The following is a 15,509-nucleotide window of genomic DNA, read 5'->3' as shown; positions in this document are numbered from 1 at the left end:
CCAGCCCGGACACGGGGAGGGGGACACCGGTTTCACGACGGGTGTCCCCCTCTTCACGAGCGCAGAAGGATTTACCGACGATGTACAAAACCTTCTTCAACCTGGTCTTCAAGCGGATGGACCCGGAGCAGGCCCACTACCTGGCCTTCCGCTGGATCCGCCTCGCCGCCCGCACCCCCGTGCTGCGCACCTTCGCCGCGGCCGCCCTGGCCCCGCGCTACGAGGAGCTCCGCACCGAGGCCCTCGGCCTGCGCATGCACGGCCCCTTCGGCCTCGCCGCGGGCTTCGACAAGAACGCCGTCGCCATCGACGGCATGTCGATGCTCGGCTTCGACCACATCGAGATCGGCACGGTCACGGCCGAGCCGCAGCCCGGCAACCCGAAGAAGCGCCTCTTCCGCCTCGTGGCGGACCGCGCGCTGATCAACCGCATGGGCTTCAACAACGAGGGCTCGGCGGCCGTCGCAGCCCGCCTGGCGGCCCGTGAGGCGGTCTTCAGGACCGTCGTGGGCGTCAACATCGGCAAGACCAAGGTCGTACCCGAGGAGGAGGCCGTGGGGGACTACGTCGCCTCCACCGAGCGCCTGGCCCGGCACGCCGACTACCTCGTGGTGAACGTCTCCTCCCCGAACACCCCGGGCCTGCGCAACCTCCAGGCCACCGAATCGCTGCGCCCGCTGCTGACGGCCGTGCGCGAGGCCGCCGACCGCACGGTGACCGACCGCCGGGTGCCGCTGCTGGTCAAGATCGCCCCCGACCTGGCGGACGAGGACGTCGACGCGGTCGCCGACCTGGCCCTGGAGCTGGGCCTCGACGGCATCATCGCGACGAACACCACCATCGCCCGCGAGGGGCTCGGCCTGAAGTCCTCCCCGTCCCTGGTGAAGGAGACCGGCGGCCTCTCCGGCGCCCCCGTCAAGGAGCGCTCCCTGGAGGTCCTGCGCCGCCTGTACGCCCGTGTGGGGGACCGCCTGGTCCTCGTCGGGGTCGGCGGCATCGAGAACGCCGAGGACGCCTGGCAGCGGATCCTGGCCGGCGCCACGCTGATCCAGGGCTACAGCGCCTTCATCTACGAGGGCCCGTTCTACGCCCGCGCCATCCACAAGGGCCTGGCCGCGCGCCTGGCCAACAGCCCGTACGCGACGCTCGCCGACGCCGTGGGCGCCGAGACCCGAAAGGCCACCAAGTGACTGTGACCCCGTTCGGCACCCGCCTGCGTGCGGCGATGGACTCCCGGGGCCCGCTGTGCGTGGGCATCGACCCGCACGCCGCCCTGCTGGCCCAGTGGGGCCTCCAGGACGACATCGCGGGCCTGGAGCGGTTCTCCCGTACGGTCGTCGAGGCACTCGCGGAGTCGGTGGCGGTCTTCAAGCCGCAGGCGGCCTTCTTCGAGCGGTTCGGCTCCAAGGGCATCGCCGTCTTGGAGCGCACCGTCGCGGACGCCCGCGCGGCCGGGACCCTGGTGGTCATGGACGCCAAGCGCGGCGACATCGGCTCCACCATGGCGGCGTACGCCTCGGCCTTCCTGGACCCGGCCTCGCCGCTGTTCTCGGACGCACTGACGGTCTCCCCGTACCTGGGCTACGGCTCGCTGAAGCCGGCCGTGGACCTGGCCCGGGAGTCGGGCGCGGGCCTGTTCGTCCTGGCACTGACCTCCAACCCGGAGGGCGCGGAGGTCCAGCGGGCGGTCCGGGAGGACGGCAGGACGATCGGCGCGACGATGCTCGCGCACCTGGCGGCGGAGAACGCGGACGCCGCCCCGATGGGCTCCTTCGGCGCGGTGGTCGGTGCCACGCTGGGCGACCTGTCCTCCTTCGACCTGGACATCAACGGGCCGCTGCTGGCTCCCGGCATCGGCGCCCAGGGCGCGACGGCGGCGGATCTGCCGGGCGTGTTCGGCAAGGCCGTGCGCAACGTCGTCCCGAACGTGTCGCGGGGCGTCCTGAAGCACGGTCCGGACGTGGCGGCCCTGCGCGACTCGGCGCGACGGTTCGCCGACGAGGTCCACGCGGCCGTCTCGGCGTAATCGGTCACCTGCTCAGGCCCTGTCGCACCTCCGCGGCAGGGCCTCTCGCACTTCGTGGCGAAACTCGAACGCTCTTCATCGGACAAAACAGGGGTATTTTGTCCGTGATGTACGGTTCAGTGGAGGCTGACCAGGACTTTTCGTCCGTTCTCGCTGACTGGAGCGGTGTTGGCCGCTAGTCTCCGACCAGAGTGAACGTGCAGCGAACGAGTTCCATCGCTGTTCGGGAGCTCGCGAGGTGTGTTGCCTTTGGGTTGCCCACCGGTCCGTATCCGACAGTTCGACATCCGAGGTGACGTAGGCGTGGCTCTTCCGCCCCTTACCCCTGAACAGCGCGCAGCCGCGCTCGAAAAGGCCGCCGCGGCTCGCCGGGAGCGGGCCGAGGTGAAGAATCGACTCAAGCACTCCGGCGCCTCCCTCCAAGAGGTCATCAAGACGGGCCAGGAGAACGACGTCATCGGCAAGATGAAGGTCTCCGCCCTACTGGAGTCACTGCCTGGCGTGGGCAAGGTGCGCGCCAAGCAGATCATGGAGCGCCTCGGCATCTCCGAGTCCCGGCGTGTCCGAGGTCTCGGTTCCAACCAGATCGCCTCTCTGGAGCGCGAGTTCGGCAGCACCGGCGCCTGAGGCGTCGACTGAAGTTCTCCCGGCGTTCTCAGGCAGTCCCGAGAACCTGGATAATCGCTCTATGGCAGCAGAGGTTCGTCCGCGGCTGACCGTGCTCTCCGGCCCTTCAGGGGTCGGCAAGAGCACGGTCGTCGCGCATATGCGCAAGGTTCACCCCGAGGTATGGCTCTCGGTATCGGCCACCACCCGCAAGCCGCGGCCCGGTGAGCGACACGGAGTCCACTACTTCTTCGTCAATGACGACGAGTTCGACAAGCTGATCGCCAACGGCGAGCTGCTGGAGTGGGCCGAGTTCGCGGGCAACCGCTACGGCACACCGCGCGGCGCGGTGCTGGAACGCCTGGACAACGGCGAGCCGGTACTGCTGGAGATCGATCTCCAGGGCGCACGACTCGTCCGCGAGTCCAAGCCCGACGCCCAGCTGGTCTTCCTGGCACCGCCCAGCTGGGACGAGCTGGTGCGTCGGCTGACCGGCCGGGGCACCGAATCGGCCGAGGTCATCGAGCGTCGGCTCGCCGCCGCCAAGATCGAGCTCGCTGCCGAGTCCGAGTTCGACACCACCCTGGTCAACACCTCCGTCGAGGACGTGGCCCGTGAGCTGCTAGCCTTGATGGCAGTTGTCTGATCGTTGATCGATGTTCTTGCTTCGATCGATTCCAGGGCGGCCGAATCTTTCACCCATCTTCGGAAGGTAGAGCGTGTCCTCTTCCATCACTGCGCCCGAGGGCATCATCAACCCGCCGATCGACGAGCTGCTCGAGGCTACTGACTCGAAGTACAGCCTCGTGATCTACGCGGCCAAGCGCGCGCGTCAGATCAACGCGTACTACTCGCAGCTCGGTGAGGGCCTGCTCGAGTACGTCGGCCCGCTGGTGGACACCCACGTCCACGAGAAGCCGCTTTCGATCGCGCTGCGCGAGATCAACGCGGGTCTGCTGACCTCCGAGGCCATCGAGGCCCCGGCTCAGTAAGGCGCGTAGAAGTCCTTTCACCACAGGCCCGGCAGAACATCTGCCGGGCCTGTGGTGTGTCATGGGTGGGTACGGTACGACGACGATCAGGGCCGAACGCGTCGGACACGGCGAGTTGTCAAAGGGGTGTGCGTGGTGGAAAAGCCGAAGGTCGTACTGGGAGTCAGCGGCGGGATCGCCGCCTACAAGGCGTGCGAGCTGCTTCGCCGGCTGACCGAGTCCGGCCACGACGTGCGGGTGGTGCCCACCGCGGCCTCCCTGAACTTCGTGGGGGAGGCCACCTGGTCCGCCCTCTCCGGCAACCCGGCCTCCACCGAGGTGTGGGAGTCCGTCCACGAGGTGCCGCACGTGCGCATCGGGCAGTCCGCCGACCTCGTCGTCGTCGCCCCGGCCACCGCCGACATGCTGGCCAAGGCCGCCCACGGGCTCGCCGACGACCTGCTCACGAACACCCTGCTCACCGCCCGCTGCCCGGTGGTCTTCGCCCCCGCCATGCACACCGAGATGTGGGAGCACCCGGCCACCCAGGAGAACGTGGCCACGCTGCGCCGCCGCGGCGCCCTCGTGATCGAGCCCGCCGTCGGGCGGCTCACCGGCAAGGACACCGGCAAGGGCCGGCTGCCCGACCCCGACGAGATCTTCGAGGTCTGCCGCAGGGTCCTGGCCCGCGGGGCGGCCGAGCCGGACCTGGCCGGGCGGCACGTGGTGATCAGCGCCGGCGGCACGCGGGAGCCCCTGGACCCGGTCCGCTTCCTCGGCAACCGCTCCTCGGGCAAGCAGGGCTACGCGCTCGCCCGCACGGCTGTCGCCCGCGGGGCCCGGGTCACCCTGGTCGCGGCCAACACCGCGCTGGCCGACCCGGCCGGGGCGGACGTCGTACGCGTGGGGACGGCCGTGCAGCTGCGGGAGGCCGTCCTCAAGGCGGCCGCCGACGCCGACGCCGTGGTGATGGCCGCCGCCGTGGCGGATTTCCGCCCTGCCGAGTACGCGGGCGGAAAGATCAAGAAGAAGGACGGGCAGGACCCGGCGCCCGTCGCCCTTGTACGGAATCCGGACGTTCTTGCGGAGATCTCGGCCGATCGGTCCAGGTCCGGGCAGGTGGTGGTGGGGTTCGCCGCCGAGACCGACGACGTCCTCGCGAACGGCCGGGCCAAGCTCGCTCGCAAGGGATGTGATCTTCTCGTCGTGAACGAAGTGGGCGAGGCCCGCACCTTTGGTTCGGAGGAGAACGAGGCGGTCATCCTGGCCTCCGACGGGTCCGAGACCCAGGTCCCTTACGGTCCGAAGGAATCACTGGCCGATGTGATCTGGGACCAGGTGGCCGAGCGGCTGTAGCCGCGACGCGCCTGGACGGATTCCCCTTCTCCTCGTCGAATCCGTGCGTAAGAATGGAGTGCCGCAGGTCACACGGCTCCCATAAGGCGAGACGGGTGGTCCCGGAAACGGTGGCGACCGATAAACTGCATCCGGAACGTGATCGGGCGCAGCCCCCGATGTGGTTCCGCCAAATGATTCAGCCAGCAGCCGCTGCAACCCCCAGGGAGCGTTGTGTCCCGTCGTCTGTTCACCTCGGAGTCCGTCACCGAGGGCCACCCCGACAAGATCGCTGACCAGATCAGCGACACGATCCTCGACGCGCTCCTCAGCGAGGACCCGACCTCGCGCGTCGCCGTCGAGACCCTCATCACCACGGGTCTCGTGCACATCGCGGGAGAGGTGACGACGAAGGCCTACGCGCCGATCGCGCAGCTCGTCCGGGAGAAGATCCTCGAAATCGGCTACGACTCCTCGAAGAAGGGCTTCGACGGCGCCTCGTGCGGCGTGTCGGTGTCCATCGGCGCGCAGTCCCCGGACATCGCGCAGGGCGTCGACACCGCCTACGAGAAGCGGGTCGAGGGCGACGAGGACGAGCTCGACAAGCAGGGTGCCGGCGACCAGGGCCTGATGTTCGGCTACGCCTGCGACGAGACTCCCGAGCTCATGCCGCTGCCGATCCACATCGCGCACAAGCTCTCGCGCCGTCTGTCCGAGGTCCGCAAGAACGGGACCATCCCGTACCTGCGCCCCGACGGCAAGACCCAGGTCACCATCGAGTACGACGGCGACAAGGCCGTCCGTCTCGACACGGTCGTGGTCTCCTCGCAGCACGCCTCGGACATCGACCTGGACTCGCTGCTCGCCCCGGACATCCGTGAGTTCGTCGTCGAGCACGTGCTCGCGCAGCTCGTCGAGGACGGCATCAAGCTCGACACCGAGGGCTACCGTCTGCTGGTCAACCCGACCGGCCGCTTCGAGATCGGCGGCCCGATGGGCGACGCCGGCCTCACCGGCCGCAAGATCATCATCGACACCTACGGCGGCATGGCCCGTCACGGTGGCGGCGCCTTCTCGGGCAAGGACCCCTCCAAGGTCGACCGCTCCGCCGCGTACGCCATGCGCTGGGTCGCCAAGAACGTGGTCGCCGCCGGCCTCGCCTCGCGCTGCGAGGTCCAGGTCGCGTACGCCATCGGCAAGGCCGAGCCCGTCGGCCTCTTCGTCGAGACCTTCGGCACCGCCAAGGTCGAGACGCAGAAGATCGAGGACGCCATCGCCGAGGTCTTCGACCTCCGCCCGGCCGCCATCATCCGCGACCTCGACCTGCTGCGCCCGATCTACGCCCAGACCGCCGCCTACGGCCACTTCGGCCGCGAGCTGCCGGACTTCACCTGGGAGCGCACCGACCGCGTCGACGCCCTGCGCGCCGCCGCCGGCCTGTAAGCACGCTCCGCCCCACGGCGGACCCGTACGGCCCCGGACCCCTGTTGGTCCGGGGCCGTATTGCGTTGATCGACAGCCGCCCGGACGTCTATGTTGTTCCTGCTCTCCCGGTGCGCCGGATGACGGCTTCATCTGGAGCCGGGCGCGAGCCCGGTGTTGAAGGACTGTTCCACCCGCCGCCGCCCGCCTTGATCTCGGGAGAGCGTCCACTGTCGGTGCCGTTTGCAAGAATGCTGCTGTGAGCAGCGACAACGGCGAGAGCGAAACCGGGGCGGCGGGCCCGCCGGAGCAGCTCGCACTGATCCGGGAAATGGTCGCCGAGGCGAAGGCCAAGGCGCCCAAGGCGAAGCCGCGCACCTGGCGGGGGGCCGCCCTGGCCGAGGAGCTGCCCGTTGCCCGGGTCCTCGTGAACAAGGGCGTGCTCCACCTCGACCGGACCTTCGACTACGCCGTGCCCGCAGAGCTCGCCGAGGCCGCCCAGCCCGGGGTCCGCGTCCGCGTCCGGTTCGGTGCCGGCTCCCACCAGGTCCGCGGCGGCCGCCGCGAGGGCGGCAGCCTCATCGACGGATTCATCATCGAGCGTCGCGCGGAGTCCGACTACAACGGGGCGCTCGCCGCCCTCGCCCAGGTCGTCTCGCCCGAGGTGGTCCTCGGCCCCCGCATGCTCGCCCTCGCGCGCGCCGTCGCCGAACGGTACGCCGGCAGCCTCGCCGACGTGCTGCAGCTCGCCCTGCCCCCGCGCAACGCCAGGGCCGAGGCCAAGCCCTCGCCGGAGCCGCTGCCGCGGCCCCCCGCCCCCGAGCCCGGCGGCTGGGAGCGGTACGGCGCCGGCCCCGGCTTCCTGCGCGCCCTTGCCACCGGGGCCACCCCGCGCGCCGTCTGGACCGCACTGCCCGGCCCCGGCTGGGCCGACGAACTCGCCCGGGCCATGGCCGCCACCCTGGCCTCCGGCCGCGGCGCCCTCGCCGTGCTCCCCGACGGGCGGACCGCCGCCCGCGTCGACGCGGCCCTCACCGCCCTGCTCGGAGAGGGACGGCACGCGCTGCTCACCGCCGAGTCGGGACCCGAGAAGCGCTACCGCCAGTGGCTCGCCGTCCACCGGGGCTCCGTGCGGGCCGTCATCGGCACCCGCGCCGCGATGTTCGCACCCGTACGGGACCTCGGCCTGGTCGCCGTCTGGGACGACGGCGACTCCAGCCACAGCGACGACCGGGCCCCCTTCCCGCACGTGCGGGAGGTCCTGGAACTGCGCGCCGTCAGCGACGGCTGCGGCTTCCTCGCGGGCAGTACGAGCTGCACCGTGGAGGCCGCCCAGCTGGTCGAGTCCGGCTGGGCGCGGCCCCTGGTCGCCGACCGCGAGACCGTACGGGCCTGCGCGCCCCGGATCCGGACCGTCGGCGACGAGCTGCTCGCCCGCGACGAGGCGGCCCGGGCCGCACGCCTGCCGAGCCTGGCGTGGGAGACCGTACGGGAGGGGCTGAAGACCGGGCCCGTACTGGTGCAGGTACCGAGGCGCGGCTATGTGCCCCGGCTGGCGTGCGAGCGGTGCCGTACGCCCGCCCGCTGCACGGTCTGCGCCGGACCGCTGGAGGCCCCCGACGAGCGGGACCTGCGGTGCGGGTGGTGCGGGCGGGACGAACCCTCCTGGCACTGCGAGGAGTGCGGGTCGTTCCGGCTGCGGGCCCAGGTGGTCGGCGCGCGGCGCACCGCCGAGGAACTGGGGCGGGCCTTCCCGGCCGTGCCCGTCCGCACCTCCGGGCGCGACCACGTCCTGGACGAGGTGCCGGACCGCCCCGCGCTCGTGGTGTGCACCCCCGGCGCCGAGCCGGTGGCGTCCGGCGCCGGGTACGCGGCGGCGCTGCTGCTCGACGGCTGGGCCATGCTGAGCCGGCCCGACCTGAGGGCGGGAGAGGAAGCACTGCGGCGGTGGATCGCCGCCGCCTCCCTGGTCCGGGGCGACGGGCAGGTCGTGGTGGTCGCCGAGCCGACGCTGCGGCCCGTCCAGGCGCTCGTGCGGTGGGACCCCGTGGGCCATGCCGTACGGGAGCTCGCGGAGCGGGCTCAGCTGGGCTTCCCGCCGGTGTCCCGGATGGCGGCGGTGGCCGGGCGGGGCGAGGCGGTGGAGGGCTTCCTGGCCGGAGCCGGACTGCCGCCGGACGCGGAGATCCTCGGCCCGGTGCCGCTCCCGGGGCGGCGCGGGGAGGCGTCTCCCGGAGAGCGGGCGCTGGTCCGCGTCCCGCCGGGCAGCGGCGCAGCCCTGGCGGCCGCCCTGAAGTCGGCTCAGGCGGCCCGGATGGCCCGCGGGGTGCCCGCGGCGGAGGCGGTCCGGGTGCGGATCGACCCCTCGGACATCGGCTGACGCCCACGCGCTGCGGACAGGGCCACCGCCCGAACGCCGAAACCCCCGGTGGGGCGACCCGTACGGTCGTCCCACCGGGGGCGGAATCGGATGCGGCGGACCGGGCCGGCCGGCCGTCGGGTGTCGGCGTCCCGGCGGCAGTGCACCCCTCAGCCGTTGCGCGGACCGGGGAAGGCGGGGGAGCGGGGAACCTCGCCCAGAGCCCGCCCGGGAGCGCCCCCGGCAGCGGCCTGGGCCTCCTCGCGCACCGGCTGCGGCGGCATCGAACGGGCCGCCGGGACGGTCGGCAGCGGCCCCAGCGCCCGGGTCGTCGTCCCCTCGGCCAGCGGCTCCGCGGATTCCGCGGACTGCGCCCGCCGGGCCCCGTACCGGCGGTGCACGGCCTGCTTGGTGACACCCAGCGCCGAGCCGACCGCGTCCCACGAGAAACCGAGCGAGCGGTCGAAGTCCACCGCGGCGGTGACCAGCGTCTCGACGCTGTCCCGCAGCTCCTGCGCGAGACGGACGGTCGGCGCGGGTGCCCGGCCGTAGACGACGAAGCCAGTGGAGGGACCCGATCGGCGCGGGCGGTACACGTTGCCGAGCTGGGCGGTGAGCGTACGCAGAGCATCCACCTGCCGGCGAACCCGCTCGATGTCCCGTACCAGGAGGTGCAGGCTGGCCCGGGCTTGAGCGTCGTGGGTGGCGTGGTCGGCCATGAAGAAGCCTCTCGAACCGGTGCTGAAGGGCGGATCGGGCCGCAGACACCGTTCACACGCGGCCCGTTTTGGTCAATCTCTCTTGACCAACGCGCCACCCGTCGCCCAGGTCACGCTGTGGGGGCGTGTCGGCATATGCGAGAGGCGCGCGCATGTGTGTACGCCCCCTCAACACCACAGGTGGGCGGCCCGACGGACGCCCCATAGACTGGTGCGCTGCTGACAGCCGAGATAGCGAGGTAGTCCCCCAGTGAAGCTCGTCTTCGCAGGCACCCCCGAGGTTGCCGTACCCGCCCTGGACGCCCTGATCGCCTCCGGGCGGCACGAGGTCGCCGCCGTCATCACCCGGCCCGACGCCCCGGCCGGCCGCGGCCGCCGGCTCGTGGCCAGCCCGGTCGCCGAGCGCGCCGAGGAAGCGGGCATCGAGGTGCTCAAGCCCGCCCGGCCCCGCGACCCGGACTTCCAGGCCCGGCTGCGCGAGATCGCCCCGGACTGCTGCCCGGTCGTCGCCTACGGTGCCCTGATCCCCAAGAGCGCCCTCGACATCCCCCGCCACGGCTGGGTCAACCTGCACTTCTCGCTGCTGCCCGCCTGGCGCGGAGCCGCGCCCGTCCAGCAGTCGATCATCGCGGGGGACCAGGTCACCGGCGCCTCCACCTTCCGGATCGAAGAAGGCCTGGACACCGGCCCGGTCTACGGCATCCTCACCGAGGAGATCCGGCCCACCGACACCAGCGGCGACCTGCTCACCCGGCTCGCCTTCGCCGGCTCCGGGCTGCTCGCCGCCACCATGGACGGCATCGAGGACGGCACCCTGCGCGCCGTCGAGCAGCCCCACGACGGTGTCTCCCACGCACCCAAGATCACCGTGGAGGACGCCCGGATCGACTGGACCGCCCCCGCGATGCGCGCCGACCGCGTGGTGCGCGGCTGCACCCCGGCGCCGGGCGCGTGGACCGTCTTCCGCGGGGAGCGGCTCAAGCTGATCTCGCTGGGCCTGGTGCCCGACCGCACGGACCTGGAGCCGGGCGCACTGGCCCCCGCCAAGAACAACGTCCACGTCGGCACCGGCTCGCACGCCGTGGAGCTGCTCTGGGTGCAGCCGCAGGGCAAGAAGCCGATGCGGGCCGCCGACTGGGCGCGCGGGGTGCGGATCGCTCCCGGCGAGCGGCTCGGCGGAGCCGACGTAGGCTGATCGGAGGGGACGTCCGGGCACGGACGCCCTTCCGCACGTACCACCTGCATCACCCGCATCACCCGTCGCGCAGCAATCACGCAGCAACCACGCCACGCAGCAATCTCGCAGCACTCGTAAACCCGGAGCACCTTTCACGTGAGCGAACAGCCCCGTCAGCCCCGTCGCAAGCCTGCACCCGCAGGCGCGGGTGGCAAGCAGGCCAAGCCGCACCGCCGGCCCCAGAAGGACCCCGTCCGGATGCTGGCCTTCGAGGTGCTGCGGGCGGTGGACGAGCGCGACGCCTACGCCAACCTCGTCCTGCCGCCGCTCCTCAAGAAGGCCCGCCAGGACGAGAAGTTCGAAGCGCGCGACGCAGCCCTGGCCACCGAGCTGGTCTACGGGACGCTGCGCCGCCAGGGCACGTACGACGCCGTCATCAAGGCGTGCATCGACCGGCCGCTGCGGGAGGTGGACCCGCCGGTGCTGGACGTGCTCTCGCTCGGCGCGCACCAGCTGCTGGGCACCCGCATCCCCACCCACGCGGCCGTGTCGGCGAGCGTGGAACTGGCCCGGGTCGTGCTCGGGGACGGACGCGCCAAGTTCGTGAACGCGGTCCTGCGGAAGATCGCCGCGCACGACCTCGAGGGCTGGCTGGAGCGGGTCGCCCCGCCCTACGAGGACGACGCCGAGGAACACCTCGCGGTCTACCACTCGCACCCCAGGTGGGTCGTCAGCGCCCTGTGGGACGCGCTGGGCGGCGGACGCGCGGGCATCGAGGACCTGCTGGAGGCCGACAACGAGCGGCCCGAGGTGACGCTGGTCGCCCGCCCCGGGCGGTCCACGCCGGAAGAGCTGCTGGAGGCCGTGGGCGAGGACTCGGCACTGCCGGGCCGCTGGTCCCCGTACGCCGTCCGGATGGCCGAGGGCGGCGAACCGGGCGCGCTGGAGGCGGTCCGCGAGGGCCGCGCGGGCGTGCAGGACGAAGGCAGCCAGCTGGTGGCCATGGCCCTGGCGGCCGCGCCGGTCGAGGGCCGCGACGAGCGGTGGCTCGACGGCTGCGCGGGCCCGGGCGGCAAGGCGGCGCTGCTCGCGGCGCTCGCGGCGCAGCGCGGGGCGTTCCTGCTCGCCTCGGAGAAGCAGCCGCACCGGGCACGGCTCGTGGAGCGCTCCCTGGCGGGCAACCCGGGCCCGTACCAGGTCATCGCGGCCGACGGCACCCGGCCGGCCTGGCTGCCGGGCTCCTTCGACCGCGTCCTGATGGACGTGCCCTGCTCGGGCCTGGGCGCGCTGCGGCGGCGCCCGGAGTCGCGCTGGCGCCGACGCCCGGAGGACCTGGAGGGCTTCGGACCGCTCCAGCGCGGGCTGCTGCGCGAGGCGCTGTCGGCGGTGCGGGTGGGAGGCATCGTGGGCTACGCGACGTGCTCGCCGCACCTGGCGGAGACCCGGGTCGTCGTGGACGACGTCCTCAAGGGCCGAGGCGCCGGCCAGGAACCGGTGTCCGCCGAACTGATCGACGCCAGGCCCTTCATGTCGGGCGTCCCGGCCCTGGGCGACGGCCCGGACGTCCAGCTGTGGCCGCACCTGCACGGCACGGACGCGATGTACCTGGCCCTGCTGCGCCGCACGGCGTAGCAGCGCACGGCTCGGCCCCGCACGGCCCGACACCCCCCGCGACGATGTCTGTCGCGGGGGGTGTCCCGTATCTGCGGTCTGCCGCGGCCCTGCCAGTGGGCGGCGGCGGACCGACGCCGTGAACCCTTCCCGGCCCGCCGCGGGCCACACGGTCCCGCACCCCCAACCGCCGCCGACGACCGCGACAGAGCCTGCGCGGTGGACGACCCGGCCGACGTGATCGCCGTCGGCGGGGTGGGGTCGTGAAACGGCGAGGGGCTGTTCCGCGCTTTGTCACAACTTCGCGACAGGGGCGGCCGCTGGGCCGGAATGACCCTCATTCACTTTGCAGACAGTAATGCCGAGTTGATAGAAATGGATCACCTGTGCGGGTGGGCGGCGGCGCCGTCGGCCGGCGGCGGGGCACTCGAGAGAAGCGTTGTGAGGAACGGGGGACAACGTGTCTACGTGGGACATCAAGCCGGCCGGCGTCCAAGGGGTCCTGAACAAGACCGCCGAAGCGGGCAGCAAGTTCGAGGAAGAGTTCACGTCGTACAGCGACGGTGTGGTCGGCGCCGCGACGTGGGCGGGCACGATGGTGCTGGGCGGGACCGAGCTGCCCAAGGAGGGCGCGTTCGGCCCTGTGGCCCAGGCGTTGCTTGAGTTTCAGCAGCGAACGGAAAGCGACCTGAAGTTCCTCCCCGTCCGGACGGGCAAGTCCATCACCGGTGCACGCCTGGCCACCGAGGAGTACGTCAAGGGCGACCTGCAGATGGCGAAGAACAAGCAGGAGGAGTACTCCAAGGCTCCGACCGCGGAAGAGCTGAAGGGTCCCAAGAAGTGATCGACGTCGGGAAGATACCGACCTTCACCGGCAACCTGGACACCCTGGAGACACACGCGGCCGCGCTCAAGACGACCGCCTCCAGCATCCGGGGCACCGGCAGGGACGTGCACAACGCCTTCCAGGCGCTGGATCCGGTCTATGACGCCCCCGAACAGGGGGAGTTGCTCAACTCGACGATTCCCGTGCGGGACAAGGCGGACGCGTTCGCGACGAAGCTGGAGTCCGTCAGCGGGGCGCTGACGGGTTTCGCGTCGACCGCCCGCCCGCTCGTGGCCAAGATGAAGCAACTCCGCATCGACGCGGAGAAGTTCGTCGCGGACAACAAGGACGACGAGGACTGGCAGCAGGACCAGGGCAAGATCGACGAGAACGCGCGCCTCGTCCGTGAGGTCGGCGTGACGTGGGTGGCGTTCCAGGGCGTCGAGCGCGACGCGGCCAACAAGATCACCACGCTGGTGGGCGGCACGCACTTCGTCGTCGACGACGGCTCCCACAAGGCCGGCATGTACGGCTTCAAGGAGAGCGACGTCAAGGACGCCAAGGAGACACCTTGGGGGACGGCCGACGAGCGCGAGTACACGGGCCTGCGGGCCGCGTGGGAGTGGACGAAGGACAAGGTCGGCAGCGGCCTGAAGGGCTTCTTCGTCGACGGCGTCTGGGGCACCCTCAAGGGCCTCGGCAACATGGTCAACGTGTTCGACATGGACACCCTCAAGAAGACCTGGTCGGGCATCGGCGACGTCTTCGAGGGTGTCAGCGGCTACCTCCTCACGCCGTGGGACTGGGTGATGGACAAGACGCTCGGCCCGGCCGACCACACCGAGCGCGAGAAGAACAAGGCGGCCCTGCGCAACTTCGGCAAGTCGCTGGTCGCGTGGGACGAGTGGGGCAAGGATCCGGCGCGGGCGGGCGGGACGGTGGTGTTCAACATCGTGACCATCGGCGCGGGTTCGTTCCTCAAGCTCGGCAAGGCCGGAAAGCTGGGCGTGGGCTCGGAGATCGCGACCGTGGTGGGCAAGGCGGGCGTGCTCGTCGACCCGATGAGCTACCTCGGCAAGGCCGCGAACCTCACCAAGATCAAGGTCGGCGACCTGATGGAGGGTCTGAAGGCGAGCAGAGCGGGCGTGGACGACATGGCCCGCACCATGCCCGACGGAACCTCCCCGCACCCGGCCGACACCACCGCACCCCCCGCAGGCGCCGGCGATAGGACGCCGCCCGGCTACGAGTACGCCGACCCGCAGGGCAACAAGCGCGTCATCGGCCGCGACGGCACCATCCGCGACGAGCACGGCAACGTCGTCCCCGACACGGCCCCTCACAGGGAGCCGCACAAGGACGACCTGCCCAACACCCACGAGCCCGCCCCCGTGAGGGAGCGGATCCTCGAAGGCGCGGGCGGCCCGAGCCGAGTGGAGAACTCCACGGGCCACCCCACGGGCGGGGGCGGCGGCACACACAACACGCCGCCCGCGGCCGGCCACGCCGCGGACCACCCGACCGGCGGAGGCGGGGACTCGCACGCGCCCTCCCGCGAGACGGGCAACTCGCACACCTCGGGTGGCGGCAGCGCTCACGGCGCCGAGGGGCGCGCCGGCCACGACCCGGCGGGGGGCCACGGTGGTGGGGGAGGCCATGGCGGCAGCCCGGACACTCCGGAAGGCGGGGGCGTCACCGACGGGCCGTCCTCGGGCGGAGGAGGCGGCACTGGTGACGGTCCGGGAAGCGGCTCCGGTCACCCTGACCGGCAACCCGAGGTCACTCTGAACCGCGACCGGACGGGTCAACAGCCCAGCGGGCCCATGGCGGCGGAGCGGGAGGCTGCCGTCGCGGCGGCGCTCAAGGACGTGAAGGTCCCGCCGGTGGACCAGGGCCGTCTGCTCGCGGCCCTGAAGAAGTCGGAATACGGGGCGGCCGTTGCGGAGTACATATCGAGCGGTAGATTTGCGGACGTCCCTGGGTTCAAGAAGCCGGACGGCCTCCTTTACCAGGTCAAGCAGAAGGACATGATCCCGGCTGTGCATCAGGCGATGGAGCATGCTGCAGAGCTCCAGGCCAAGGGGTTGAAGGGAATTGAGTTTGAGGTGAAGCTGCCTGCCGAGAAGCTCGACCTCGACGTACTGGTTCGTAATGACGGGCGCATCGAGTACGGTGCCCAGCTCAAGGATGTCGATGGCGTCTCGGGCATCAAGTCAGCGGTCAAGAAGATCGCGGATAAGCAGCTAAAGGGAAAGATCGATGAAAAGACGGGCCTGCCGTACACGCAGGTCGACGTAAAGGCCGGAATCTTGGACATTCGCGGCTCGGTTACCGAGATGACGCAGCGCGAGGCGCAGTTCGTGCAGAGGGCCGCCGACTCCTGCAACGCCTATTTTGAACTAAAGTTTGATGACGGGTCCGTCACCTTCTATCCGACCAATTCCACCCTTCCTTAAG

13 protein-coding genes are annotated in these 15,509 nt (G+C 71.4%); 12 read left to right on the top strand and 1 reads right to left on the bottom strand.

Annotation, left to right across the window (positions count from 1 at the left end; genetic code table 11):
* Window positions 1-80 precede the first annotated feature (80 nt).
* The 8 genes from OG444_RS08265 (at window position 81) to OG444_RS08230 (ending at window position 8,740) form a co-directional block, all read left to right on the top strand.
* Window positions 81-1,190 (top strand): quinone-dependent dihydroorotate dehydrogenase, encoded by a 1,110-nt coding sequence (locus OG444_RS08265; RefSeq protein WP_327261535.1) that lies wholly within the window; start codon window positions 81-83, stop codon window positions 1,188-1,190.
* Window positions 1,187-2,026, top strand: coding sequence for an orotidine-5'-phosphate decarboxylase (pyrF, locus tag OG444_RS08260; protein WP_327261534.1), 840 nt, complete (start codon window positions 1,187-1,189; stop codon window positions 2,024-2,026). The genes OG444_RS08265 and pyrF overlap by 4 nt, the downstream gene beginning before the upstream one ends.
* Before the next feature lie 303 nt (window positions 2,027-2,329).
* Complete coding sequence (locus tag OG444_RS08255) at window positions 2,330-2,653, top strand: integration host factor (RefSeq protein WP_030008746.1); 324 nt, start codon at window positions 2,330-2,332, stop codon at window positions 2,651-2,653.
* Between the two features lie 61 nt (window positions 2,654-2,714).
* The gene (gene gmk, locus OG444_RS08250; protein ID WP_030008745.1) at window positions 2,715-3,278 is read left to right on the top strand and encodes a guanylate kinase; all 564 of its coding nucleotides are present in this window, start codon (window positions 2,715-2,717) and stop codon (window positions 3,276-3,278) included.
* Window positions 3,279-3,351: 73 nt separating this feature from the next.
* Complete coding sequence (gene rpoZ / locus OG444_RS08245; RefSeq protein ID WP_004948662.1) at window positions 3,352-3,624, top strand: DNA-directed RNA polymerase subunit omega; 273 nt, start codon at window positions 3,352-3,354, stop codon at window positions 3,622-3,624.
* 135 nt (window positions 3,625-3,759) lie between these two features.
* Window positions 3,760-4,959, top strand: a complete 1,200-nt coding sequence (coaBC, locus tag OG444_RS08240) for a bifunctional phosphopantothenoylcysteine decarboxylase/phosphopantothenate--cysteine ligase CoaBC (RefSeq protein WP_327266694.1) — start codon at window positions 3,760-3,762, stop codon at window positions 4,957-4,959.
* A gap of 213 nt (window positions 4,960-5,172) precedes the next feature.
* Window positions 5,173-6,381, top strand: a complete 1,209-nt coding sequence (gene metK, locus OG444_RS08235) for a methionine adenosyltransferase (RefSeq protein ID WP_327261533.1) — start codon at window positions 5,173-5,175, stop codon at window positions 6,379-6,381.
* Between the two features lie 238 nt (window positions 6,382-6,619).
* Window positions 6,620-8,740 (top strand): primosomal protein N', encoded by a 2,121-nt coding sequence (locus OG444_RS08230; RefSeq protein ID WP_327261532.1) that lies wholly within the window; start codon window positions 6,620-6,622, stop codon window positions 8,738-8,740.
* Between the two features lie 149 nt (window positions 8,741-8,889).
* Here the strand turns inward: OG444_RS08230 and OG444_RS08225 are convergent, their stop codons facing one another.
* Window positions 8,890-9,438: a hypothetical protein gene (locus OG444_RS08225; protein ID WP_327261531.1), complete on the bottom strand. Its 549-nt coding sequence runs from the start codon at window positions 9,436-9,438 to the stop codon at window positions 8,890-8,892.
* Window positions 9,439-9,688: 250 nt separating this feature from the next.
* Here OG444_RS08225 and fmt point away from each other — a divergent pair, with 250 nt between their 5' ends.
* The 4 genes from fmt to OG444_RS08205 all read left to right on the top strand — a co-directional run bounded on the left by fmt (window position 9,689) and on the right by OG444_RS08205 (window position 15,508).
* Entirely contained in the window at window positions 9,689-10,633 is a 945-nt protein-coding gene (gene fmt / locus OG444_RS08220) for a methionyl-tRNA formyltransferase (protein WP_327261530.1), read from the top strand.
* A 138-nt stretch (window positions 10,634-10,771) separates the two neighbouring features.
* The gene (locus OG444_RS08215) at window positions 10,772-12,247 is read left to right on the top strand and encodes an RsmB/NOP family class I SAM-dependent RNA methyltransferase (protein WP_327261529.1); all 1,476 of its coding nucleotides are present in this window, start codon (window positions 10,772-10,774) and stop codon (window positions 12,245-12,247) included.
* 439 nt (window positions 12,248-12,686) lie between these two features.
* The gene (locus OG444_RS08210; RefSeq protein WP_327261528.1) at window positions 12,687-13,070 is read left to right on the top strand and encodes a DUF6507 family protein; all 384 of its coding nucleotides are present in this window, start codon (window positions 12,687-12,689) and stop codon (window positions 13,068-13,070) included.
* Window positions 13,067-15,508 carry a hypothetical protein gene (locus OG444_RS08205; RefSeq protein WP_327261527.1) on the top strand — a complete coding sequence of 814 codons (2,442 nt, stop codon included), beginning with the start codon at window positions 13,067-13,069 and terminating at the stop codon, window positions 15,506-15,508. The genes OG444_RS08210 and OG444_RS08205 overlap by 4 nt, the downstream gene beginning before the upstream one ends.
* Window position 15,509: the final 1 nt, after the last annotated feature.

Source organism: Streptomyces sp. NBC_01232 (assembly GCF_035989885.1).
GTDB lineage: Bacteria > Actinomycetota > Actinomycetes > Streptomycetales > Streptomycetaceae > Streptomyces.
The sequence above is the reverse complement of the archived record's forward strand: the minus strand, read 5'-3'. Positions and strand labels throughout refer to the sequence as shown.

Excerpts from the sequence above, each read along its gene's own strand:
- gmk (WP_030008745.1), top strand. The coding sequence starts at position 2,715 with ATGGCAGCAGAGGTTCGTCCGCGGCTGACCGTGCTCTCCGGCCCTTCA.
- OG444_RS08225 (WP_327261531.1), bottom strand. The coding sequence starts at position 9,438 with ATGGCCGACCACGCCACCCACGACGCTCAAGCCCGGGCCAGCCTGCAC.
- OG444_RS08265 (WP_327261535.1), top strand. The coding sequence starts at position 81 with ATGTACAAAACCTTCTTCAACCTGGTCTTCAAGCGGATGGACCCGGAG.